The sequence below is a fragment of the Natronoglycomyces albus genome (assembly GCF_016925535.1).
GTDB classification, from domain to species: Bacteria; Actinomycetota; Actinomycetes; order Mycobacteriales; family Micromonosporaceae; genus Natronoglycomyces; species Natronoglycomyces albus.
This window is the reverse complement of record NZ_CP070496.1, coordinates 3,469,105-3,493,676: the sequence shown is the minus strand read 5'-3', so window position 1 is coordinate 3,493,676 and position 24,572 is coordinate 3,469,105. Positions and strand designations below refer to the sequence as shown.

Annotated in this window: 21 protein-coding genes; 17 read left to right on the top strand and 4 right to left on the bottom strand. The window is 62.0% G+C overall.

The annotated features are described in order from the left end of the window. The first annotated feature begins 276 nt into the window (after positions 1 to 276). The 11 genes from JQS30_RS17420 (at position 277) to JQS30_RS14960 (ending at position 12,632) form a co-directional block, all read left to right on the top strand. Complete coding sequence (locus JQS30_RS17420; protein ID WP_246497944.1) at positions 277 to 2,058, top strand: adenylate/guanylate cyclase domain-containing protein; 1,782 nt, start codon at positions 277 to 279, stop codon at positions 2,056 to 2,058. Beyond that, a complete protein-coding gene (gene hemL, locus JQS30_RS15005; RefSeq protein ID WP_246497943.1) occupies positions 2,016 to 3,275 on the top strand; it encodes a glutamate-1-semialdehyde 2,1-aminomutase in 1,260 nt (419 codons plus the stop codon). The genes JQS30_RS17420 and hemL overlap by 43 nt, the downstream gene beginning before the upstream one ends. After that, positions 3,272 to 3,925: a histidine phosphatase family protein gene (locus tag JQS30_RS15000; RefSeq protein ID WP_213171047.1), complete on the top strand. Its 654-nt coding sequence runs from the start codon at positions 3,272 to 3,274 to the stop codon at positions 3,923 to 3,925. The genes hemL and JQS30_RS15000 overlap by 4 nt, the downstream gene beginning before the upstream one ends. Before the next feature lie 6 nt (positions 3,926 to 3,931). After that, positions 3,932 to 4,531, top strand: coding sequence for a TlpA family protein disulfide reductase (locus JQS30_RS14995; protein ID WP_213171046.1), 600 nt, complete (start codon positions 3,932 to 3,934; stop codon positions 4,529 to 4,531). Next, the gene (locus JQS30_RS14990; protein WP_213171045.1) at positions 4,528 to 5,271 is read left to right on the top strand and encodes a cytochrome c biogenesis CcdA family protein; all 744 of its coding nucleotides are present in this window, start codon (positions 4,528 to 4,530) and stop codon (positions 5,269 to 5,271) included. The genes JQS30_RS14995 and JQS30_RS14990 overlap by 4 nt, the downstream gene beginning before the upstream one ends. Continuing rightward, a complete protein-coding gene (gene resB / locus JQS30_RS14985; RefSeq protein ID WP_213171044.1) occupies positions 5,268 to 6,968 on the top strand; it encodes a cytochrome c biogenesis protein ResB in 1,701 nt (566 codons plus the stop codon). The genes JQS30_RS14990 and resB overlap by 4 nt, the downstream gene beginning before the upstream one ends. Next, positions 6,965 to 7,945 carry a c-type cytochrome biogenesis protein CcsB gene (gene ccsB, locus JQS30_RS14980; protein WP_213171043.1) on the top strand — a complete coding sequence of 327 codons (981 nt, stop codon included), beginning with the start codon at positions 6,965 to 6,967 and terminating at the stop codon, positions 7,943 to 7,945. The genes resB and ccsB overlap by 4 nt, the downstream gene beginning before the upstream one ends. 333 nt (positions 7,946 to 8,278) lie before the next feature. Beyond that, a complete protein-coding gene (locus JQS30_RS14975; RefSeq protein ID WP_213171042.1) occupies positions 8,279 to 9,445 on the top strand; it encodes an amidohydrolase in 1,167 nt (388 codons plus the stop codon). A gap of 374 nt (positions 9,446 to 9,819) precedes the next feature. Continuing rightward, a complete protein-coding gene (locus JQS30_RS14970) occupies positions 9,820 to 10,155 on the top strand; it encodes a hypothetical protein (RefSeq protein ID WP_213171041.1) in 336 nt (111 codons plus the stop codon). Between the two features lie 14 nt (positions 10,156 to 10,169). Beyond that, positions 10,170 to 10,943, top strand: a complete 774-nt coding sequence (locus JQS30_RS14965; protein ID WP_213171040.1) for a hypothetical protein — start codon at positions 10,170 to 10,172, stop codon at positions 10,941 to 10,943. Between the two features lie 3 nt (positions 10,944 to 10,946). After that, the gene (locus tag JQS30_RS14960; RefSeq protein WP_213171039.1) at positions 10,947 to 12,632 is read left to right on the top strand and encodes a WXG100 family type VII secretion target; all 1,686 of its coding nucleotides are present in this window, start codon (positions 10,947 to 10,949) and stop codon (positions 12,630 to 12,632) included. Positions 12,633 to 13,013: 381 nt separating this feature from the next. Here JQS30_RS14960 and JQS30_RS14955 read toward each other — a convergent pair whose 3' ends face one another. The 3 genes from JQS30_RS14955 to JQS30_RS14945 all read right to left on the bottom strand — a co-directional run bounded on the left by JQS30_RS14955 (position 13,014) and on the right by JQS30_RS14945 (position 16,000). Beyond that, the gene (locus JQS30_RS14955; RefSeq protein WP_213171038.1) at positions 13,014 to 14,699 is read right to left on the bottom strand and encodes a DUF885 domain-containing protein; all 1,686 of its coding nucleotides are present in this window, start codon (positions 14,697 to 14,699) and stop codon (positions 13,014 to 13,016) included. 125 nt (positions 14,700 to 14,824) lie between these two features. Then, positions 14,825 to 15,598 (bottom strand): prephenate dehydrogenase, encoded by a 774-nt coding sequence (locus JQS30_RS14950; RefSeq protein WP_213171037.1) that lies wholly within the window; start codon positions 15,596 to 15,598, stop codon positions 14,825 to 14,827. A 63-nt stretch (positions 15,599 to 15,661) separates the two neighbouring features. Then, positions 15,662 to 16,000 carry a GroES family chaperonin gene (locus JQS30_RS14945; protein WP_246497942.1) on the bottom strand — a complete coding sequence of 113 codons (339 nt, stop codon included), beginning with the start codon at positions 15,998 to 16,000 and terminating at the stop codon, positions 15,662 to 15,664. Positions 16,001 to 16,146: 146 nt separating this feature from the next. On the opposite strand from JQS30_RS14945, the gene JQS30_RS14940 reads away from it, so the two are divergent. The 6 genes from JQS30_RS14940 (at position 16,147) to JQS30_RS14915 (ending at position 23,485) form a co-directional block, all read left to right on the top strand. After that, positions 16,147 to 17,562 (top strand): AI-2E family transporter, encoded by a 1,416-nt coding sequence (locus JQS30_RS14940; protein WP_213171035.1) that lies wholly within the window; start codon positions 16,147 to 16,149, stop codon positions 17,560 to 17,562. Between the two features lie 118 nt (positions 17,563 to 17,680). Next, positions 17,681 to 19,639 (top strand): ATP-dependent DNA helicase, encoded by a 1,959-nt coding sequence (locus tag JQS30_RS14935; protein ID WP_246497941.1) that lies wholly within the window; start codon positions 17,681 to 17,683, stop codon positions 19,637 to 19,639. Positions 19,640 to 19,904: 265 nt separating this feature from the next. Continuing rightward, positions 19,905 to 20,534 carry a DUF47 domain-containing protein gene (locus JQS30_RS14930; RefSeq protein ID WP_213171034.1) on the top strand — a complete coding sequence of 210 codons (630 nt, stop codon included), beginning with the start codon at positions 19,905 to 19,907 and terminating at the stop codon, positions 20,532 to 20,534. Positions 20,535 to 20,536: 2 nt separating this feature from the next. Continuing rightward, positions 20,537 to 21,541: an inorganic phosphate transporter gene (locus tag JQS30_RS14925; protein ID WP_213171033.1), complete on the top strand. Its 1,005-nt coding sequence runs from the start codon at positions 20,537 to 20,539 to the stop codon at positions 21,539 to 21,541. 152 nt (positions 21,542 to 21,693) lie between these two features. Next, positions 21,694 to 22,845 carry a thiolase family protein gene (locus JQS30_RS14920; RefSeq protein ID WP_213171032.1) on the top strand — a complete coding sequence of 384 codons (1,152 nt, stop codon included), beginning with the start codon at positions 21,694 to 21,696 and terminating at the stop codon, positions 22,843 to 22,845. Beyond that, a complete protein-coding gene (locus JQS30_RS14915; RefSeq protein WP_213171031.1) occupies positions 22,838 to 23,485 on the top strand; it encodes an NUDIX hydrolase in 648 nt (215 codons plus the stop codon). Before JQS30_RS14920 ends, JQS30_RS14915 begins: the two co-directional genes overlap by 8 nt. On the opposite strand, the gene mshD is transcribed toward JQS30_RS14915, so the two are convergent. Then, a complete protein-coding gene (gene mshD, locus JQS30_RS14910) occupies positions 23,482 to 24,537 on the bottom strand; it encodes a mycothiol synthase (RefSeq protein WP_213171030.1) in 1,056 nt (351 codons plus the stop codon). The two genes, JQS30_RS14915 and mshD, sit on opposite strands and share 4 nt — an antisense overlap. Positions 24,538 to 24,572 lie beyond the last annotated feature (35 nt).

Genomic DNA, 24,572 nt, shown 5'->3' with positions numbered 1-24,572 from the left:
CGCAACTTTGATAGCAACTTAACTGGTGGTGCAATCGTTGCTACTTAGGGCAGAGATTTTTAGCGGCCGCCACTTGCCAAGATCATGTTTGACCCGTTGGGATAGGTATCACCAGGCTTTGGCAAGAATGGGCGGATCGAGTTGCTTTTCGCGCCGTTTGCACAGGTAACGCGCTTAGCTGACAGGAACCGTCACTTTTGCGAAAGCCTCGATATTGTCCGCTACGAGTGGGATTCCCTGCTCACATTTACGGGGGTTTGAAAGGTTGATTAATACATGGATACGACCATGCACCTCGGCGCGGCCCAGGAACTGGTGCGACTCCCCCAGGGCCGCGTGACTTTTCTCTTCACCGACATCGAAGGGTCGACAAGGCTCGCCAATAGCCTAGGCCCACGCGGCTACCGCCAGTTGCTGGAAAACCATCGCGAAATCCTCCGAGCCGTATTTGCCGCTCATCGAGGATGCGCCTTGGGCACAGAAGGCGACTCATTCTTCGTGGTCTTTTCCGATGCACGCGATGCGATCCGCGCCGCGCTGGCCGCACAACAACAAATGAAGGCCTACGGGTGGCAGCATCGTCCCAAAGTGCGGATGGGCTTGCACACCGGGCCAGCGACGCCAACCGCTCAGGGCTACGCCACGGCTGAAGTTCACCGAACCGCCCGTATCTCCTCGGCCGCCCATGGCGATCAAGTCCTCTGCTCACGTTCGACGTTGCGGGCAGCTGGCATATATGCTGACCGCCCGCTTGTGCCGGGGATTGGAACGGCTGGTGACGTGGCCGCCGAAGGCTTTGACATTCACCTTGCGCGGATAGGCCTGTGCGAGCTGCGAGGCTTCTGCGAACCGACCGAAATCTTCCAAATATCGGCCGCAGGCATGAGAAAGGAATTTCCCCCCAGCCCCCTACATCGCATCACGCACAACCTACCTGCGGAAATGGACGCTGTTATGGAACGCCCAGCCGACTATGCCGAGCTCAGCCAGCTGTTCAACGGCCACCGAATGGTCACGATCACCGGCCTGTCGGGCTCCGGTAAATCCACCGTGGCCATGTCGTGGGCGCGTCAACAGTTGGCCCTATGGCCCGACGGAGTGTGGCTATTGGCTGGCCAGGGTGACCGTTCGCTCGAGGAACAGTGGGTTCGGGCGACCGGAATGGAATTCGATCTGCTGCGCCGCCGAAGTGCTTTGTTGCTGATCGACGCCGCGCCCAAGGAATGGGTAGGGGAGATCTCCTACCTGCTGCGCACCGCGCCCAACATCAAGATTTTGGCCACTGCGGCCAAACCCATTGGGGTGACCGGCGAGGTCAAGTGGGCGCTTCCGCCGCTTGATGACCGCACCGCCACCGAGGTGCTATGTCACTACAGTGGGCATTACGTAGGAGGGCGGCAGGTAGGCGACTGCGCTCCCATCGTCGAACAGCTCGACGGATTCCTGCCCGCGCTACTTCCCTTGGCCAAACCGGTGGCCATGCGTGGGGCGGTATCGGTAGCCCGATCGCTGGCCCGCAACCCGTACAAGACGATCAACTACAACGGAGCCTTCGAAAAGGAGATGGAGGCGACGATCGCGGCGCTGTCGGCCGAAGCCCGCAAGCTACTGCGCAGCTTGTCGGCCTACCCGGCCGGAGCAGCGGTCGAACAAATCGAGGAACTTGCCGATGTCTCCGACTCGACCTTGGACGCGCTCATCGAACTAGTCGACGCGTGCCTGGTGCGGGTCAACTCCGCCAGCGGTGAGGCAAGTTATCGTCTGCCAAATCCAGTCAAGTGGCACCTACAACGGCACTTGCCGCGCCTGACCATGCATCCGTTGCATCAACTACCTTCCCGGTTGGTCGAGGCTCCATCATGGCGGTTAAGCCCCAGTAAGCCACGTCTCAGAGCGAGCTCCTCGGACAAGACGGTTGAGGAATGTGGGAGGCTGGCGGTGTGGACTCGAAGAACTATTCCCAGAGCGATGCCGCCAGCCAGCCAGAACCGCAGCGCAGCACCCACAATTCCCACGTGCTGTTCGAGCGAGCCGGGAAAGTCATTCCCGGCGGAGTGAACTCCCCGGTCCGAGCATTTCGTGGGGTGGGCGGTGAGCCCGTCTTCATCGAGCATGCCACCGGTTGCCGCATGCGTGACGTCGACGGCAACACCTATATAGACCTTGTCGGCTCCTGGGGCCCGCTGATTCTCGGCCACGCCCACCCGGCCGTGGTCGACGCGCTGACGCAAGCCGCTGCCGCCGGCACCTCCTACGGCACCCCGTCCCCGGGCGAGGTAGAGCTAGCCGAAGAGATCACCGCTCGCACCCCGTGCGAAAAGGTTCGGCTCGTTTCCTCTGGTACTGAGGCGACGATGAGCGCCACCCGCTTGGCGCGCGCCGCCACCGGCCGCGACCTCATCATCAAGTTCGCTGGCTGCTACCACGGCCACGCCGACTACTTTCTCGCCGCCGCCGGGTCCGGCGTGGCCACACTTGGTCACCCCGACTCCCCAGGCGTACCCGCCTCGGCAGCCGCCGACACACTTGTGCTGCCATACAACGACATCGCCGCGGTCAACGCGGCCTTCGACGCCCACCCCGGCCGTATCGCCGCCGTTATCACCGAGGCGCACCCGGGCAACATGGGAGCCGTCGCCCCGCGTGACAACTTCAACGAGGCGTTGCACCACATCACCCATAAACACGGTGCACTTCTCATCTCTGACGAAGTCATGACCGGTTTCCGGGTCGGGCGCGGCGGGCTAGCCGCCCCCGCCGACCTCTACACATACGGCAAAGTCATGGGGGGCGGGCTTCCCGCCGCCGCATTCGGTGGACGAGCCGACCTCATGGACCAGATCAGTCCCTCCGGGCCCGTCTACCAGGCCGGAACTCTCTCGGGAAACCCGCTCGCGGTCGCCGCTGGCCTTGCCACGCTGCGCCAATGCACCGACTCGGTCTATCAGCAACTCAATGAGATCTCCCGCCAACTGCAGGCTGTCGTTGGCGAAGAACTAACCAAAGCTGGCGTGGCGCACCACATCAGCGCGCCGACCAACCTCTTCAGCGTCTTCTTCGCCCAAGGAGAGGTACGCAACTTCGACGACGCCTCCAAACAAGACACGAACGCGTTCGCCGCGTTCTTCCAATCCATGCTGGAACAGGGCGTATACCTGCCACCCTCGGCGTTCGAATGCTGGTTCGTCTCCGTGGCGCTAGACGATAAAGCCCTGTCACACATAGCCAAGGCGCTACCCAAGGCGGCCCAGGCCGCAGCTAAGGTGCAATCATGAGCGGCGAAAAAACCACGGTTCACCTGCTACGTCACGGTGAGGTCTACAACCCCGAGGGCATCCTATACGGCCGGCTGCCCGGCTTTGTCCTCTCCGACCTAGGCCACGAAATGGCCCTAGCGGCCGCCGAACACCTGTCCGGGCGCGACATCTCCCATGTTGTCGCCTCCCCGCTGGTGCGCGCGCAACAGACCGCCGAGCCGATCGCGGCCAGCCACCGCATCGACACCGCCACCGACGAGGGCCTCATCGAGTCGGACAACTTCTTCGAAGGCAAGCGAGTCTCCGTGGGCGATGGGGTACTGCGCAACCCCTCCTACTGGTGGCAGCTGCGAGACCCGTTCACCCCCTCCTGGGGTGAGCCGTATGTCGACATCGCCCGCCGCATGATGAACGCGGTCAGCCGGGCGCGACAGACCGCCCTCGGCCACGAAGCCGTACTGGTCAGCCATCAGCTCCCGATTTGGACGCTACGTCGCTTTGTGGAGCGCAAACGCCTCTACCACGACCCGCGCCGCCGCGAATGCGGCCTCGCTTCACTCACATCGCTGTCGTTCGTCGGCGCGAAGCTGGTGGGAGTCGACTACGTCGAACCCGCCGCCCACCTAGTCCTCAAATCCGCGACCGCGAAAACCGCCAAAGGAGCCTAGCTCGCCATGTTCCCCCGCCGCCGTTTCTTGGCGGTCTCGGCTGCCGCCCCCCTCGCAGCGGTCTTGTCCGCCTGTGCCGCGACAAGCAACGAACCGTCTGTCAACCCCGCGCGCGACGTCAACAAGAACCGTTACGTCACCGGGGATGGGTCCACGATTCGCTACACGGACATCGACGACAGGCCACACGCGCCCCACCTGAGCGGGACGACACTGCAAGGTGACGAGGTGACAACCCAAGACTGGGCGGGGGAAGTCATCGTCCTCAACTTCTGGGCCCAGTGGTGCGCCCCCTGTCGGGAGGAAGCCCCCGATCTGGTCGAGGCGGCCGAACACTATGAGACAGGCGTGCAATTCCTGGGCATCAACGTCATGGACACCAACTCCAAGGCCCAAGCCTTCGAGAAACGTCACGGCAAGCCCTACCCCTCCATCGAGGACCCACCCGGGCGGCTGGTCCACAAGTTCCTCGACGTGGGCGTCTCACCCAACACTTTCCCGACCACACTCATCATCGACCGCGAGGGCCGCGTGGCCAGCGTATGGCGCCAACCCATCACCTCCGACGTCCTCATCTCGGAGATTGACGCGGAGCTGGAACGATGACCGGTGTGGAGGAGCTGGCCAACAACGGGCCGCTGCTAGCGGCGATGGGAGTGGCCGCCCTGGCCGGGCTCCTGTCGTTCTTCACCCCCTGCACACTCCCACTCGTTCCCGGCTACGTGTCCTATGTGACCGGGCTAGCGGGCGACGACCTGCAACGCGGTAGCTCGCGTGGCCGGGTACTGCTGGGCTCCTCCCTCTTCGTAGCGGGATTCACCGCCGTTTTCGCCACCATCACCTTCGCGGCCTCCAGCGTCGTGCTCACCATCTTCTCCTCCGAAGAATGGCTAATGCGCATCAGCGGAGTGCTCATTATCGGGCTGGGTCTAATCTTCATGGGGGCCGTCCCCGGCGGCCGCACCCTCCAACTCAAACAGCGACCCTCCACAGGACTAGTCGGCGCACCCCTGTTCGGGGCAGTGTTCGCGCTCAGCTGGGCCCCCTGCTTCTCGCCCATGCTCGCCGCCATCACGGCGATGAGCTGGACTCAAGGTGGCACCGGACGCGGCGTGGCCCTCATTATCATCTACAGCTTCGCGCTGGGTCTGCCATTCATCGTCTTCGCCGTGGGCATGCGCCACCTCATGGGAGTCTTCCACTTCTTCCGCCGCCATTCGCAAAAAATCGCCGCCGCCGGAGGCGTCATGCTCATCCTCCTGGGCATTCTCATGGTCAGCGGCGCGTGGATGCACTTTGCCAACTGGCTGCGCGCCACCGTAGGAACCGGAGCTGTCGGCATATGAAACGCCTCGCCAAAGCCACCCTGACCTTCGCCCGTCGCTGGTGGCACCAGCTAACCAGCATGCGCACCGCGCTCATGCTGCTACTGGTGCTAGCCATGGCCGCCATCCCCGGGTCACTGCTTCCTCAACGCGACATCAACCCCGAAACCGTCGCCACCTACTTCGCCGACAACCCCGACCTCGCGCCCATCCTCGACCGGCTGTGGCTGTTCGACGTCTACAATTCCCCCTGGTTCGCCGCGATCTATCTGCTACTGATGATCAGCCTCATCGGTTGCATCCTCCCCCGCACCAAAGCCCATCTCAACGCGATGCGGCAGAAGCCCCCCGCCGCCCCCCAACGGCTCGACCTCATGCCATACCACCGCCAACTGGGCACCAGCGCCAAAGCTGAACCCGAGGCCGTGGCTACATGGATGAAGAAACACCGCTTCCGCTCCCAAATACACACCCAAGCCGACGGTTCGGTCTCCGTAGCCGGGGAGAAAGGTTACCTGCGAGAGACCGGCAACCTCCTCTTCCACGTCAGCCTGATCGTCATCCTCGTCGGAGCCGCCCTCGGCAGCGTCTATGGTTGGTACGGCAACCGGCTCCTCGTCGAAGGCGAAGAGCACGCCTTCTGCAATAACCTGCAGCAATACCACGAATACGGGCTTGGGCCCTGGGTGGACGAAACCAAACTCCCCCCGTTTTGTCTGCGGCTGGACGGCTTTGAAGCCGAATTCACCGAACGCGGCCAAGCCCTCAGATACGAAGCCGACCTCGCCTACACCGAAGCGGCCGGAGAATTCGACTCGCAATACGACCTGCGCGTCAACCACCCCCTCGGCCTCGACGGAGCCAACGTCTTCCTCCTAGGCCACGGTTTCGCTCCCGTACTCGAATACACCGACAAGTACGGAGTCACCCAAACCTCGACCATGCCGTTCCTGCCCGTGGACAACGCGCTGAACTCCGAAGGCGTCGCCCTCTACCCCGATGCCAACGTCAACCCCGAAACCGGCCGCGTCGACCCCAACTCCCAGGTCGGATTCGAAGGGCTATTCATCCCCTCCTTCGACCCCACCACCCCCATGCTGCTCTCGGAACGACCCGAACCGACCAACCCAGCCCTCATGATGTGGCTCTACCGAGGCGACCTAGGATTCGACGACGGCATGCCTCGCTCCGTCTACGAGATCGACCCCAGACAAGTCGAAGACGGATTCCTCGAAGGCATCCCATTCCGCGACACCCCCGGGGTGCGCGCCGCCGGAGCCGACCCCGACACCGAAGCCTCCAACAATGACCCCGCCGTTGATGAACTACCCGAAGCCGCGCTCCTACAAATGGGCGACACCTGGGAACTCGACGACGGCTCGGTGATCGAATTCGTCGACTACCAGCGCTACATCGTGCTGGAAATTCGCCACGAACCCGGACACTGGATTCTGCTCATGGGCTCGATTTTGCTACTGGGCGCCCTATACCCGATGCTGCACGTGCGCCGCCGCCGCTTCTGGGTCCGCTTCAACCCCGATCACACCGTCGAAGTCGCCGGACTTAACCGCACCGAATACGACCAGTTCACCGCCGAATGCGACGCGCTCGCCGACGACCTCACAGACCACATCGGTGACCTGCGAGATGTCGACAAGGCCACCGGCTCCGATGAGCCGCCCGCTACGACCGAAAACACTGACCGGAGCACACCATGACCGCATCAGATTGGGCTGATTTCGCCAACGTCCTGTTCGTCGGCTGCATCATCCTCTACGCCCTCGCCATGTTCGGCTTCGCACTCGAATACTCATTCGGAAAGCGCGCCGAGGAGCCGGTCGAGGCCAAGGAAATGGCAACCGTTGGCGGCGCAGAGGAGAAACCGAACCCGTCCAGCGAAACGCCCTCCGTACCGATCACTCCCAACGGAGCGAGCCGAGCTGGGTTCGTCGGGCTGGTCATGACCCACATTGCCACGATCGCGCTTCTAGCGTCGATCGTGGTGCGCACCGCGGCCTCCGGGCGCTGGCCGTGGGGCAACATGTTTGAATTCACCATCGGTATGGCGCTCGTCGGCATGATCACCTGGCTGATCCTCGTGGCCCGTGACCAAGTGGCCCGCCGTCACAGCCTCTTTGCGACCTTCGCGGTGACCATTACGCTGGGCTTGTCAGTGCGTGTCTACACCGAGGCCGGGCCCATTGAACCGGCCCTGGACTCCTACTGGATCGCCATCCACGTATCGGCGGCCGTGATCGCCTCCGGTATCTTCCTCGTCGGCTTCGTCTTCGCCGTCATGCACTTGATGAAACGTCGTTACGACCGACTCATCAGCGACGGTAAGAGCCCAGGTTTCCTTATCAAGCTGGCCAAAGACATGGCCGACTCCGAACGACTGGAACGCCTCACCTTTAAAATGCACGTGTTGGCCTTCCCACTGTGGACCTTCTCTATCTTGGCGGGCTCGTTGTGGGCACACCTGGCTTGGGGCCGCTACTGGGCCTGGGACCCCAAGGAAGTGTGGGCTTTCATCGCCTGGGTCATCTACGCCGCATACCTGCACTCCCGGGTCTCCGGTAAAGGAACCCGTATGTGGGCGCCTTGGTTGGCGATCATCGGCTTCGCCGTGGTGCTGTTCAACCTTTCGGCGGTCAACCTGATCTTCCCTGGTTTGCACTCCTACGCTGGCGTGTAAGACCCACTTGTGCCCCGGCCTCGGGCCGGGGCACAACTATGCGCAGACCATATCGACGCCACTGGCACCGCCGTGGCGTCCCATGCCCGCGGGTTCCTCATCGCTGCCATCTGGCCACCACCGAGTTGCCACAGTGGCGAAAGTTAAATGCGAGACTCTGACCAGCTTCGTTGCCGACAATGGTAAACAACACTAGTGTTCGAGGAGAGTCATGGAGGTCCAAGCAAGGTGGACACGCTGAACCCGCAGGTCGCCAACGACTTAGCGTAAGCGCCCACGTGCGTGGACCTCAAGGTCCAAATGGACTTAACGACACGAACTAGAGGTGCACAAATGACAAAGGCGTCCTTCGCGCTGACTGGGGCGACAGTCCTCCCCATTACCTCCGAGGCCATCGAAAACGGCGTGGTCGTCGTGCAAGACGGCAAGATCACCGCAGTCGGCGGCGCAGACACGGCCATTCCCTCCGGGATTGAAACCACGGATGTGTCCGGCAAATGGGTCGTGCCCGGTCTCATCGACGCCCACGCTCACGTGGGAGTATCCGAAGAAGGCATGGGTTGGGCGGGCAACGATGTCAACGAACTGACTGACCCCGTAACCTCCCACGTGCGGGCCCTGGATGCGATCAACCCAGCCGAACGAGGCTTCCGAGACGCCATCGAAGGCGGGGTACTCACCCTCAACATCAACCCCGGCTCGGGCAATGTCATCGGCGGCGAAACCGTGGCCATCAAGGCCCACGGGCGTACCGTGGATGAGATGGCGCTACGCTCCCCCTCCGGCGTGAAGTCCGCACTGGGGGAGAACCCCAAGCGCGTATACGGCGATCAAAAGAAAACCCCCTCCACTCGCCTCGGCATCGCCGCCGTCCTCCGAAGCGCCTTTGTGGACGCTCAGAACTACATGGCCAAGCACGCCGCAGCCACCCCAGAGAAGCCAGCCGAACGAGACCTGAAAATGGAATCGTTGGTCAAGGTCCTCAAAGGAGAGATCCCGTGGCGGCAGCACTGCCACCGCGCCGACGACATCGCCACCGCCATGCGAGTGGCCGAGGAATTCGGTTACACACTGGTACTGGACCACGGCACTGAAGCCCACCTATTGGCCGACATCGTGGCCGAGAAAAACATCCCAGTCATCATCGGGCCGCTCGTGACCTCTCGCAGCAAGGTGGAGCTACAGAACCGCTCGATCGCCAACCCCGGCCGGCTGGAACGCGCAGGGGTGACGATCGCGATCACCACCGACAGCCCGGTCGTGCCCATCGGACACCTCATCACCCAGGTGGTACTGGCCGTGAAGGAGGGTCTCAGCAGGGAGAACGCGCTGGCGACGGTAACGATCAACCCGGCTCGCATCATGGGGGTCGATGACCGCGTCGGCTCGCTTGAGGTGGGCAAGGACGCCGACCTGTGCGTGTGGAGCGGGGACCCGCTTGACATTTACTCGCGGGTGGAGACGGCGTTTATCGACGGCAACGATGTGACCGAGCGGTGAATTCTTGCCAAGCGATAATTGAACTCGAATCGATGTGAGCGGTCTCGGGCACCTGCGCTGAGTGATCGGAGAAGGCGCGGAAGTCATAGATGTCACTGCAACCACATCGAATCGCCGAATGTGTGCGCACAGAATGTAAGTTCTGTGCGCACATGTGTGTCCACAAAGCTAATACTCAACATTTGAACCTTGTGATTCCGCAGGTAGAAGCCGGTTCGGGATTGTTTCAAGATGAAGCTCTACTTGATTGTGGTGGCCGAAGGGCAACGGAGTGTATCGGGTCTGATATCCGGCTAGTTGAGGTCAGCGCGGGTGGACAGGGGTTGCTAATCTAGAAGGAACTAAGAGTTTCACACGCCCCCGGAGGACACCTCATGGCCAAAGGCGATCGCGTCCTAGATCCCGAAGCTATTCAAGATTTTCAACAGTACATTCAGGCGCAGTTGGACCATCTCGACAACGTCGTTGTGCCCTCGATGGAGTCGGGGACTCTCTCGTACGCGCCCGCGTTTGGCCGGTTGGACTCCTCAGTACAGGCAGCCCGGGTCTACAACGACTTCTTTGGGGCCACTTGGGACAATGTCCAGCAGCTTCGCGGGGTGTACAAGGCGATGCTTAAGCAGTTGAACGGCGCGCTCGGCGCTCATGACGAGTCCGAGACGGCGAACACCGCCGATACCACCAACATCGACGGTCAGATGACGGCCTAGGCGCTGATGACGATATGAAGTTTGCGAACAACCGGGCCTTGGGCATATCAGCGGTGGCTGTGATGGCCCTTGCAACTGGGGCGTGCTCCGACAATGCGGACGACGATACCGGTGGTGGTGGCAATAACGATGTTGGTATCCCGCTCGAAGTGCTCCAGGAGTGGGATTCCTGTGAAATCTATGATGACTTGGCTGTGCTTGTAGAGTTTCTCGATATCGACCACTTTGGGATAGGCGAGGATGACGGGGGCCCGCACCTCAATCCCGTTGGCGGAGCACCCAATTACGCCGCCGCAGAATGCCATGGCGAGGTTACCTATGGCAGTTTGGACATGGAAATTGGCGAACATGGTGCCGAAATCGATGTTGAGGCGAATGGCCGAGTCAATGTCACCTTCGAACCATGGGAAGACGTCGAACAGGCCACTGAATGGCTGGAATACAGCTTTGAAGAAACCACTGAATTCGGATTCGACCAGCAGTATGACGTCGAAGGCAGCTGGGATGAAGGTCGTTACTTCTTTTTGGAGGATACGAGCCGTTTTTTCCATATTGTCTGGATGCGCTACGCCAACATAAACATGAAGGTGCAAGTCGAGTACCAGGGTGATCCGGGCCCGCGGAGAATTGAGACCTTGCAGGGGCATGGCCTGGTCGATGAAGACGTCGATCCGTTCGAGTACGCCATCTACGATTTCACACCTGAAGACGTTGAAGACTGGATCGTTAACACCTACCTTTCACAGGTGCATTCTGCAGTCCTTGAGAAGATAGAACAGGAGAGTTAGCTCATGGGTGAGACTGACGAAGAATTCACTGCCGATTCCCATGAGGGGCTTGAAACTCAGGATGGCCCTGACGCTCTCTCGTACAAGGGCGGTTGCGGCGAAGGCGATTGCACTAACGGGCACAACGCTTCTGAAGACGCGTGGATTGCCTTGATGTCAGCGGTGCCGGTCCAATTCCAGGATATTCGCCCTAAAAACGACGGAAACATTGCTCTACCCTCTGTCTCGGAGCTGAGGGAAATCGTCAACCATGTCCGGCCTGACAACCCAAGTTTGCATGCAATTGAACGAATTGCCGAAGCATGGCAAGAGCAGGTTTACGAGCAGCTAGAGGATACCCCTAACGCGCTGAAGTCCAAACTCAAGGCTTTGGCTGGCGGTTGGGAAGGCACCGACTTCGACGCATTCGAGCAAGCCTGTACCAAGACCGCGAACATGATCGAAGAGATCCTGGAAGACGTCCAGGAGGCGCACACGCACCTGACTAACAAAAAGGAGACCCTGTACGCACTGCAAGGGGGCGACTCGGGAGAGGTCCCGTATCCCCCGCCGCAGTTCTGGACCCACAAGAAGTGGGGCGGGATGAACTCGACCATCCACATTCGCCCTGCGTTCTGGGACGGTCACTGCGAAACCAAGAAGTGCAACCAGGCTCGAGAAGCCCTGAAGCTGGCCGGTATTGACGAGGAAAAGGCCGAAGAGGTCGAGACGTACCGCCAGACTCGCGAGGACGTCTACTTCCAGCGTTACACCACCGAAGAGGAACACCCGACGCGTGACCCCTTTACGCGTCAGGACGCCCGCGAGATGGCTCAAATCGATGCCGATCAGACCGCTACGGAGACTGTGGCGGAAAGCATGTCGGACTATGACGCTCGTGCGACCACGATTCGGGAAGACATCACCGAGCGTAAGCAGATGGCCAACGAGGAGATCCAGTCGATCTCGCTTCCGAGTGACCGCAAACAGCCGCCGATCGACACTGACCCCGATGACATGAACCTTGGGGGAATGACGCCCGGAGCGCCCGGCGGGATGGGAAGCCCGAGCGCGGGCCCCGCCTCGACGTTGAGCCCGCCGTCCAACCAGACGGCTGTCAGCCCGTCGCCGCCACCGGAGGCCCCCACCACACCCGAGGCTCTCGCCTCGACGCCGGGATCGAACCCGGGTGAGATTGGTGGGCCTGGTGGCTCCGGCGGAGGAAACCCGAATTGGGCGTTGCCTGCCGACCCAGACAATGAGGGCGGAACGATCAGCGATGGTCTCTACGCTGGTGCGCCACCTGCGACCGCTCCGGCTGGACTCGGTACCGGACCTGGTGTCGGTACGGGTGCAGCTCCTGGCGGTGGCGGTATGGGTGTTGGTGCTGGCGCGGGCGCCGGTATGGGCCCGGCGCGTTCGGCTGCCGGTGCTGGTGGGGCTGGTCTCTCCAGCGCTCGCGGCGGTGGCGGCGCGGGTGCCGGTGCTGGACGCGGCGGCGCGGGTATGGGCCAGGGCATGGGTGCCGGTGGCCGTGGCGGTGCCGGAAGCGGAGCCGGTCGCATGGGCGGTGGAGGCTCCATGATGGGTGGAGCCGGTGGCCGTGGCGCTGGCACTGGAGAAGACGAAGAAAAAGAAGGCAACAACTGGCTCGTTGAAGACGACGATGTATGGGGCATCAACAACCCCGACTTCGAACAGTACGCATAGCCGGAAAATTACAGCATAAGCAAATTAGAGGGGGCGTGCGCGAAGCGCACGCCCCCTCTTCGATTCCACTGTTGGGCGGCCCTGATCAGACGCACATGCTGAGAGAGTACCGGCCGAGAGGAAGATGACATTGTCGTTTGGCCTCTGGGCGATCGTTGCGGACCTCAGTCGGCCTTAAATGTTCAACACGCGACCCTGGGTTTGCCTGACAGCATGCAATGGGGCCGACTTGATACTTGATGATGAGTTCTCTAGGGCAGTTGATAGCGACTAGGTCTAGTTCCACTTCAGACGGTTAGGTGGGACACCTTCATATCAACCTGTTGGGGGGCCCTAGGACGAGAACTCGTCGGCCCCCCAACAGGTGTCAACTCAGGCCAGCTAGAGCCGCTTGAGCGCCGCCGCGAACGGGTCGAGGCCCATGGGGCCTAGATTTAGCGAATCGGAGTGGAACTGAGTCAGGCTGAAATCAGCACCCTTACGTTCCTTGTAGTCGTCCCGCGCCTGCTTCCACAGTCGCTCTCCAACCTTGTACGAGGGAGCTTGTCCCGGCCAGCCGAGGTAACGATTGACCTCGAAGTCAAGCATCGGGTCCGGTACACGGCAGTGCGCGCGCATGAATTCCCAGACGCGGGCATGGTCCCACTTTTCACCTGGACGGAACCCGAACGGGTTGTCTTCGGGGATCTCGAACTGACAGTGCAGTCCAATATCCACAATGACTCGGGCCGCGCGCATGGCTTGGCCGTCGAGCATCCCGAGCTTTCCAGCCGGGTAGTCCTTGTAGTAGCCCAGCTCATCCATGAGCCGTTCGGAGTACAGCGCCCAGCCCTCGGCGTGACCGGAGCAGAACAGGAGCTGGCGTTGGTAGCGGTTCAAAAGCTCGGAGCGGTACGCCGTCTGCCCGATCTGCAAGTGGTGCCCCGGAATACCCTCGTGGAAGACCGTGGTCATCTCCCGCCACTTCGAGAAATGAGTCTGGCTGGAGGGCACCGACCACCACATGCGACCCGGGCGGGAGAAGTCCTCGCTGGGGCCGGTGTAGTAGATCGCTCCGTCTTCAGCTGGAGCGAGCATGCACTCTAGTTTGCGCACCGGCTCGGGAATATCGAAGTACTCCTGCATTTCCTCCACGGTGCGATCAGATAGCTCTTGCATCCAGTCGCGGAAGGCATACTTGTCGGTCATCCGGTCGTCGTCACTGGAGTCAAGGTATTCGACAGCCTCGTCGACAGTCGCGCCAGGCTTGATGCGGTCGGCGACCTCACGCATTTCCTCTTCGATGCGCGCCAGCTCGGCCCAGCCCCATTCGTAGGTTTCCCGCAGGTCGACTTTGGCACCGATGAAGTAGCGGGACGCACGCGAATAGGCGTCTTCGCCGATGGCGTCCTCTTGCGGTGCTTGCCCGGCTAGTTCGTCGCGCAGGAACGTCGCGAACGCCGCCGTGGCACGGTGGGCCGCTTGGGCGCCCTCGGCCAGCTCCGCAGCCAAGGCGCCTGTAGCCGGCTCGCCGTCAACGGTGACCGTCTTGGTGGTGAGGTTTTCCCAGAAGTTGTCGCCGTTGGCGCCGTTCCAGTTGTCGCAGTGGCGGGCCACTTCAGTCACCTGACGGTGGGCCGCCACCCGGCCAGCTTTGGCTTCGCCCCGCAGCGTCTCGATGTATTGGTCGACGGCGGTGGGGAACGCCTGGAGGCGGCGAGCGATGTTGCGGGCCGCCTCTTCGCCTTCGTGCGGCATGAGGTCGAAGATTTGGCGCATCCCGTGTACCGAAGAAGTCAGCACGTTGAGATCCAAATGGGTGTCGCCAGCGTCGTATCGCTCGATTTTAAGCTCGAAGCGCTCGATCATGGCTTCCTTGGCGGCACGCTCACTCGAATCGGCTGGCTCGACCGCTTTGATCTCGGCCAGAACCCGACGGTGCAGGTCTATGTCCTTCGCGTAGCCAGCTGGGGAGAGGTCATCCCACTTGTCGTCGTGACCTGGGTGGCCCAAATATGTCGCAGTGGTAGGGCTATTGGCAATGAATTCTTCGACGAAGTCATTGGCAATGTCATCAATTTTGCTCATGCGGGTACTTTACTGGCTCACAATCTCAAATGCGTAACCGATTTCCGCCCCGATAGTGTCCAGATTGCTTCGCATGGCCTCGGTTTGCGACATGATGTGCCATTAGCGGGGCCGAGAGTTGGGCACTATGTGCGCATGATCCATTTCTTAACCTCAGGTTGCGGCTTCGGTGCGTCCAAGGCGAGTCGTGCCTGTTGTAGATCGGCGATCGCCTCATCGAGGACGTCGCGCAGCGCAGCGGCGTTTCCGCCGCACATGGCGGCTATGAGGTCGACCGGGCTGGAAGCGACCCGCGTTCCATCGCGAAAGGACCCTGCCGCCAGGTCCAGGGCGAGCTCATCGGCCTCGCCACAGCGCCTCAACGTGACAGCCAACAGGTGGGGAAGATGCGAGATCCTGGCAACCGCTTGGTCATGCCGCGCGGCCGTGGTGAGAACCGGGTCGGCTCCCAACGACATCAGCAGGACCCGCAGCACGTCTAGGTCGTCCTCGCTGGTGCCATCGGTGGTCAACACCCACGGTCGATTCCGAAACAAGCCCGCCTCCGCCGCAGCGAACCCGGCTGTTTCCTTGCCCGCCATCGGGTGGCCGCCGACAAATCGCACCTGCGGGGCCAACGCGGCGACTAGCTCAAGCACCGGTTGCTTAACAGAGGTGACGTCGCTCAATAGCCCTTCCCACTGAGCAAAAGTGGGAAGGAGGTCCGCTAGAGCAGGAAAGGGGACCGCGAGGATGACCAGATCGCTATCGCATAGCTGAGTTGCGTCCTTTAGGAGAGGAAACGGGACGTCGACGGGTTTGGCGACGGGGTCAAAACCCCTTACCTCATGGCCCGCCTCGGCTAGCGCCAATGCCACGGACCCGCCAATGAGCCCCAAACCCGCTACTCCGATACGCATTCGAGCAGGTTAACGCACCAGCTAGGCCTTAACGGCAGGTGGCGTAGGGGTGTCGGCTTTGTCTTAGAGATACAGTCCCGAACCGTCGGAGTCGACCCGCTTTGCGGCCACCGCGTGCACGTCGCGTTCGCGCAGCAGAATGAACGTCTCCCCGTGCAGCTCGACCTCACTTTTTTCGTCAGGGTCGAACAGCACTCGGTCATTCACTTCCACGGAGCGCACCAGCGGTCCTACGCCCACGGCTTCGGCCCACGCCAAGCGGTGCCCCATGGAAGCGGTTGCCGGGATCACGATGCCCCCAGAGGAACGGCGCTCGGAATCCGCGTCTTGGCGGACGAGCAGGCGGTCATGTAGCAGGCGTATGGCCAGGCCAGTTTCGTAGTCGAGCGGTGTGGAAGTCACACTACACACGATACCGCGCGCACTTGGGTCGAATCGGCCTCGTCTGTGTCGCTGTGACCGGCTACTGTGTCCGTAGCGATACATACACAGAACACCCCAATCGCCCGTGATCTTCGTCGGTCGGTATCGGAGGAACAGTGAGCCGCATGCGTAAAGCCGCTGCCAAGGCCCGCCAGATGTGGGTAGGTGTCCGCACGAATCCATACACGGAGCGGATGGAGTCGGCGCGTGCGCGCCGCCGGGAACACGCCAATCCCTTGGCCATAGACAGCAAACCGGATTCTGAGGACGAGACCCCCGCCACCACTGGCGGTGGAGGCGACGACGGTAATGACGGCAATGGCCGAGACCCGTCGTTTGCAGAGGCAATGCAGCCTCCGGAACGCCGCCACTTGGCGGACGCGATGGCCATTGCCGCCGCGTGGGCGTGGCGCATCATCGTGCTCGCCGTTGCGATCATCGCGGTCTTGTATCTGTTCAGTTTGCTCGCGGTCGTCGTCATCCCAGTGGCGGTTTCGTTCCTTCTGGCCGCATTGTTCCAGCCGATCGTGGGCTGGCTAGTCCGCAGAGGCTGGAACCGTTCGCTAGCTGCCGCCGTGGTGTTGGTCGGTGGTTTGACCACCGTCTTCGCGGTATTCACTTTTGTGGTACAGCAGTTTATCGCCGGTATTCCCGACTTCGCCGACCAGATCAACGCTGGCATCACTCGCCTTGAAGAGTGGCTGCGTTCGGGCCCCTATGGCCTGGAACCGGACATGATCGAAGGCCTACTCTCCGACGCCGGTGACGAAATTCAGAGTTGGGCGACCGATAACGCTAGCGACATCGGCGGGCAGGCACTGACGATATTCGGCACCGCAGCCGGAGCCCTGGTCTACTTCTTCACCGGATTCTTCCTCGTGCTGTTTTGCATGTTCTTCTTTATGCGCGACGGCGACAAGATCTGGCACTTCCTGACCGGCCTGCTCCCCGTTCCCTCCCGCGCCCCGCTGCGGTTCGCCGGACTCGCCTCCTGGAAGAGCCTGGTGCAGTTCATGCGCACCACGGTGGTGGTGGCGCTAGTCGATGCGATCGGTATCGGGTTGGGGCTGTGGATTCTGGACATCCCACTAGCATTGCCGCTGGCGACGCTAGTGTTCCTCGGCGGCTTCATCCCCATCGTCGGTGCGACGGTCTCAGGAGCGGTCGCGGTATTGGTCGCCTTGGTCGGCACCGAGAACGGACTCATCAACGCCTTGCTGGTCTTGGGTCTGGTGCTGCTGGTCCAGCAGCTAGAGTCCAACGTTTTGCAGCCGTTGCTCATGAGCCGGGCCGTGAAATTGCACCCGTTGGCAATCGTGCTGGCCATTACCGTCGGCGGTATCCAGGCGGGTATTGTGGGAGCCTTGATCGCCGTTCCGATCCTGGCAATCATCAACGCCGGTGTCCGGGCTGTGATCGCCTACAACAAGGCACACAGCAAGAGCGATCCGCCGCCGAAGGCAGGCTCGTCGGACAAACCTGACGACAAACCCGATCTCGATCCGGAGACGATGGCGGCCAAGCCACAGGGCAGTTTGTAACCGCCCTTCTCGGCCCTATACATGTCGCCGCCGCGTCCGGCCCGCTATGGAATGAATGCGGCGGCGCTACACCACCGCGTAGCCATACTTCGCGCTGGCCAACCAGGAAAAGAGCGACGTGTCCCTCGCAAGCGATCTTCTCGAAGCCGCCGTCTCCGCGACCCCAGGTGGGCAGGCCAGAGAAGGCCAGATCACGATGACCGAGGCCGTCGCCGACGCGATCACCAACGAGCGGCATTTGCTGGTACAGGCCGGGACCGGCACCGGGAAATCCTTGGCGTATTTGTGCGCGGCATTGGCCTCGGGCCGAACGGTCGTCGTCTCCACCGCGACCCTTGCCCTGCAACACCAGTTGGTCACCGTTGACCTGCCGCGCCTGGTGGAGGCGGTGCAGCCGGTGATGGGGAGACGCCCCACTTTCGCGCTTCTGAAGGGACGGCATCATTACGTGTGCCGTCACAAGATGTCCGTCGACGAAGAAGACGGCGAGGCCGAAGCCCTGCCGGAGATGTCAAAGCAACGCTTCACCGGTGGCAATTCCTATGCCGCGCAAGTGGCCCGCCTGTACGACTGGGCCAACGACACCGACACTGGGGATCGAGACGACCTCGACCCGGGCGTGAGCGACTGGGCTTGGCGGCAAGTGTCAGTCAATTCCCGCGAATGCGTCGGCGCCAGTAACTGCGGGCAAGGCGCTGACTGTTTCGCCGAGACGGCCAAACAGCGCGCGCACGCCGCGGACATCATCGTCACCAACCACGCCCTATTGTCCATCGACATGATGAAGGGCCGCGAGATCCTGCCGCAGCATTCGGTCGTGATCGTGGACGAGGCCCATGAACTGGCCGACCGCGTCACCTCCGCGGCCGCCGCCGACCTTTCACCGGCCCAGCTGACGTGGTTGGCGCAGCGCAGCCGTAAAAAACTGGGCGTCGACATTTCTGAGAAGTTCCAGGACGCCTCACGGGCGCTGGCAGATGCGCTCGACGCGACGGGAACCGAGCGACTGGTCGAGCTGCCTGCTCCGGTCAGCGCGGCTTTGGGTTTGATCGATTCGGCGTGTGCCGAGGCGACGACGATCTTGGCCGGTTCGGGGGAGAAGGACAAAGGCGATTTGGCGGCCGCGCAGCTGCGCGAGGCGATGACGGCGGCGCGGGAGACGGCCGGTCGGCTTCAGTCGCCGGGCCCCACCGACGTGGTGTGGAAGGACTCCAATCCGCGCAACCCGCAGTTGTCGGTAGCCCCATTCGCGGTGGCGGGTTTGTTGACCGAGCAGCTGTACCCGGACCGGGTGGTGGTGGCGACGTCGGCGACGTTGACCTTGGGAGGGACCTTCGACACGGTGGCGAGGTCGCTGGGGCTTGACCCGGCTCGACACGCGGCGGATGAGGACGTCCTCGACTACGACACGTTGGATGTGGGTAGCCCGTTTAACTACCCTAAACAGGGAATTCTCTACGTGGCGTCGCATCTACCGCGTCCACGGGCCTCGGGTTTGGCCGACGATGCGGCCAAGGAACTGCGCCGCCTGGTCGAGGCCATTGGTGGACGGACGTTGGGTCTGTTCTCCTCTCGCAAGGCCGCCGAGTCCGCCGCGGATTTGCTGCGTGAGCACACGGATTTGCCGATCTTGTTGCAGGGGGAGGAGACCCTTGCCGCGTTGGTGAAACGATTCCGCAGTGAGCCGCAGACGTGTCTGCTGGGGGTTATGAGCCTGTGGCAGGGCGTGGACGTGCCGGGCGATGCCTGTCAGCTGGTGGTGATTGACCGGATTCCGTTTCCGCGCCCGAATGAGCCTTTGACCGCTGCCCGCAACGACGCGGCTGAGGCGGCGGGGAAGTCTGGCTTCGCTGAGGTGAGTGTGCCGCATGCGGCGGTGCGTCTCGCGCAAGGAGCGGGCCGGCTCATTCGCCGAGTCGACGACAAGGGCGTAGTGGCGATCCTGGATTCCCGCCTGCACACGGCGCGGTCCTATGGCCCGTTCTTGCGGCGCTCGCTGCCTGAGTTGTGGTACACCACCGATGCGGACAAGGTGGCGGGGGCCTTGGGGCGTCTGGGAGCGAACCCAGTGTCGTGACCCGGTGGCGGTTTCTCCTCAGGTTTCCTTGAGAGCTTTACGGCGAGCGTGGCCCTGTGGCGAGGTGAACGAGAAGTAAATGGCACACTAGCCTCACATGCCCAAATAGCAGCGGGCATCAATGTTGCCGCTGGTAGTTGAATCGACACGCATTCGGGTTCAGCTGTGTCAGCGGTGACACCAGCTCGCCGAAACTCAATGTCGACTTATGCGTGCTGGGTAGAGTGATTTTGCCAATTGTACCGATAGACCATGAGGTGTGCCTGTGCGGTTTTCATTGAAACCTCAGGACGATGCCTTCTATTCTTTTTTCACGCAAGCGGCTGAGAACATTCAGCGCGGAGTGAAGATTCTAGAAGAGCTCGGTGACGACGATGCCGATCACCAGTCCATTTCTGAGCGACTCGTTGACGTCGAGCATGACAACGACAAGCTCACCCACCAGCTGTTTCAAAAGATCAATTCATCGTTCGTCACGCCCATGGACCGTCAGGACATGGTGCGTTTGGCTAGCTGCCTGGACGATGTGCTCGACTACATCGAGGCCGCCGCTAACCTCATCTACCTCTACGGACTCTCCGAATTGCCCGCGATCCCCCGCGAAATGCTGGAAATCGTAGCCGTTTTGTCGCAGCAGGCCGATGCCACCGCCGAGGCTATGCCCAAACTTAAGGGCCTCGACGAGCGCATGAAGGACTACTGGATCGAATGCAACCGGTTGGAGAACGACGGGGACCGCAACTACCGCATGTGCGTTGTGCGTCTTTACTCTGGCGAATACGACCCGTTGACGGTTATGAAGCTCAAAGAGGTCGCCGACATGCTCGAGAAGGCCTGTGACGGGTTTGAGAACATCGCCAACGTCATCGAGACCATCTACGTGAAGGAATCCTAGGCGTGGATCCCCTTCTCATCAGCGTGATCCTGGTGGTCGCGGTGGCGCTGTTGTTTGCCTACACCAATGGCTTCCACGACGCCGCCAACGCTATCGCGACCTCGATCTCGACTCGTGCCCTTACCCCCCGGGTAGCTCTGGGTATGGCCGCCATCGGCAACTTCGTTGGCGCATATCTGGGCGCTAAAGTCGCCGCGACTGTCGCCGAAGGGCTGGTTTCACCCCAACTGGGTATGGCTGGTCTGGCCATTGTCATGGCCGGCGTGCTCGGCTCTGTCGCCTGGAACTACTTGACGTGGTGGAAAGGCTGGCCCATCTCCGCCTCGCACTCCCTGTTCGGTGGCGTCGTCGGGGCGACCCTGGTCGGCGGCGGCGTCGTCTACTGGAGCGGTATTTGGGAAAAAATCGTCCTGCCCACGATTTTCTCGCCACTAGTTGGTTTTGCGCTCGGATTCCTCTTCATGCTGGCCGTGTTCTGGGTATTCCGCAACGGCACGCCGCGCAAGCTGACGGTTCGCTTTCGCCAGGCCCAATCCGTCTCGGCTGCGGCAATGGCGGTTGGTCACGGTATGCAGGACGCGGCCAAGACCATGGGCATCATCGTGCTGGCCTTGCACGTTGGTGGATTCCAGGACTCGGCTTTGGAAATCCCGCACTGGGTGTACTTCGCTTCGGCCGCCGCCCTGGCTGGCGGCACGTATGCCGGTGGCTGGCGCATCATACGCACCCTGGGTCGCCGCATCATCGACTTGCGTCCTCCCCAGGGCTTCGCCGCCGAGACCGTGGCCTCCTCGGTGCTGTACGTCAACACGTGGTGGCTGGGCGCGCCCATCTCCACGACCCACACCATTACCGCCGCCATCATGGGCGTCGGTTCGACTGGCGGGAAGCGCGCGGTGCGCTGGGGCGTGGCACGCACGATCGTTATCGCCTGGATTCTCACATTCCCCGCTGCGGCGATAGTCGGAGCCCTGCTGTTTTACCCGATCAGCTGGATCATGCTTTAGAGATGAAGTGTTACGCGTTGCCGCCCCGCACTTATTGGGGCGGCAACGCTCAGCGGTCGAACCGAGAGCACACCATAAAATAGCTTCTCGCCTACGTCATGGACTCAGTCGAAACAAGACGCCACGCCGAGGGCTTCCGTTAGCCTCTTTTCATGGACGTCTATCTGGCAGATGCGGCGCGGACGCCCTTTGGGCGTCGCGGAGGCGTCGTAGCGCGTCTGCATGTGGCCCAGCTAGCCGCCATTCCGCTGCAACAGTTGCTGTTGCGAAACCCCTTGTTGGCTGACGTCGACCACACCGAGATCTACCTTGGCGCAGACATCACGGCCGAGTCGGGTCCCAACCTGGCGCGGTCGGCGGCCCTGATCTCCGGTCTCAGCGAGCACTTCCCGGCCATCACCATCGACCGCCGCGAATCCTCTGGCCTTGATGCCCTGATCCTGGCAGCCCGGGCGGTGCGTCTCGAAGACTCTCACTCGGCTGTGGCCGCAGCAGTGGGTTCGGCATCCCGCGTCGGGTTCCAACTCAACACCCCCGACACCGCCTACCCCACTCACCTGCGACTCTTCCCTTCCGGCAGCGAAGAACACGTCGGCCAGCTCCTGCCCTCAGCGTGGCGGCACGGCCCAGGTTGGTTCGCGCAATTGGCCGCCTATCAGTACGACATCGATCGGGCGGCGCAGGACGGATGGGCCCTACACAGCCATTCGCTGGCGCACCAGGCTTGGCAAGATGGCATTCCGCAAGACCACATGTCCGTGGTCGATGGGCATTGCAGTGACGAATGCATTCTCACCGAAATCGATAGTCGGACCATGGGCGCCCAGCCGCCCTTGTTCACCACCGATGGGACCATCACTGTGGGAAACTCCGCGGTTGACGCCGATGGGGCGGCGGCGTTGCTGGTTAGCTCGTTTCCTGGTCCGGATCCGATGGCGCGGTTCATTGGCGGCGAGACTGTCGGTGTGGCGCCCAACGAATACCCCTTGGCCTCTGCCGCGGCCATCCGTAAAGTTCTGGCCCGCCATAACCTCAAAGCCTCCGACATCGCAGCCTGGGAGATCGAGGAACGCTATGCGGCTGCTACGCTCGTCTGCCTGGCACAGATGCCTGAGCTGGGAAAGAAACTCGTCAATACGGCGGGGAGCACCATTAGCTACGGCCATGCCGGGCCGGCATCTGCTCTCCGCTCCCTCATTAACCTGTGCACGGTGCTGCGCCGTCGCGGCGGCGGCTATGGCGTGGCGGCGACCAACGTCGCGGCGGGACAAGGAATGGCGGTGATAGTCCGTGTCGATGGCTAGGCATTTCGGGAGACTAAACCTGCGCCAGCTGGATCCCAAACGACTGGAGAGCGCCCGAACCTTCTACAAGAATGGTGCCTCCCCCGCCCCTTTGCGCCGGGCAGCCACGTGCGTGCTGCTGCGGGAAGCCCCCTTGCGTGTCTACTTGATTCGCCGCGCTGCCACCATGAGATTCGCCGGGGGTCTGTTTGCGTTCCCCGGCGGAGGTCTCGAACCCCAAGACGCGGACGTGGCCAGTTGCGGTATCCGCGAAGTCATGGAGGAGACCGGCGCTCATGTGGCCTTGCAACGGGCCTGGTCGCGCTGGCAGACTCCGGAATTTGAGCCGGTGCGGTTCGATACTTGGTTTTATATGGCGACGTTGTCGGAGGGTTATCAGCCGCGCGCGGCCTCGAGCGAATGCGAGTTCGCGACCTGGATCGGTCCCGAACAAGCCTTGAGCCGTTACGGCGAACAGATGATGCTGCCGACGGCCTCGACGTTGCTGGAGCTGTCGCGCTTCACCACGGTCGGCGAAATTTTCGCCGCCGCCGAACAGCGCGATATGACGCCGATCCTGCCACGGGTGGTGCTGGACGCCTCAGTGCCGGAGTTCGTCTTGCCGGGCGAACCGAACTATCCGACCGAGGTACGAGCCTAGTGCGAGAGCTGGGTTGCGTACTGGACGTCCACGCGCCGCTGGGTAAACCCCTGCCCGCGATAGAGCTGTACGGCTTTGGTGTTGGACTCATCGACATAGAGGATCACCGACTCCAGGCCGCGTGAGGCCAGATGCGCCAGCCCTGCCTGGGTCAGGATCTTTCCCAACCGCATCCCCTGCGCCTGCGGGTCCACGGCCAGCACGTACACCTCACCATTGCCGTCCGGGTGGGTCTTGGTCCAGTGGAACCCCACCATGTGACCATCTTTCCAGGCTGTGATGAGGCCCGCGGGGTCGAACCAGGTTGAGTCCATCCGCTGTCGCAGGTCGTCGAGACTGAGTCGACCTTGTTCGGGATGGTCGACGAACGCGGCCGCGTTTACGCGCAGCAACTCCGCTTCGTCCTGATCGCGGACGAATGCCCGTAGCTCCACGTCCTCCGGTAGCGGGGGAGCCTCGGTGACCAGCCCCTGCAGTGTGCGACCTAGCTGGAAGAGCACTCGCTCCCGCTTGAAGCCGTCGCGCTTGGCCAATGCACTCGCCCCGTCGAAGTCGCCGTGCGCCCACAGGCGTAGCTGTTGCCCTCCGGCAGTGCCAGCGGCGGCCCGCACACGGGCGAGTAGGGCGCGGCCATAGCCCAGCCGCCGATATTCGGGATGCGTGAACATTTCCCCGCTAGCTTCGCCACTGGTGATTTCCAGGAACGCGTAGCTCACCGGTTTGTCTGCCTCGGTCAGGAGAAAATGCAGCTGGTTTTCTGGGCGGTCGGTGAGTTTGAGCTGCAAGAGCGTGTGCTCACCGAGCGGTTCAATGCCGTCGGATTCCAGGCTGGCCTGGTTGGCCTCGGCAATCCACTGTAGGTCGGTCTCGGCGAGGTCGGTGCGAACGTCCATGTCTTTACCGTATCCGGGTCGCCCTCGCTCTAGAAGTCCATTGCGGGCCATATCATTGCGTACGTTCCTCGCCTGGTGGGTGGAAGGATCTGCCGGGTTGGGGTCAACGGTGCTGGAATTGCGGCCGTGGTGGACATCCGCACCCAGTGAGGTCGGCATACCGTACAGGCGGATGTGCGACCTATATGCAATAA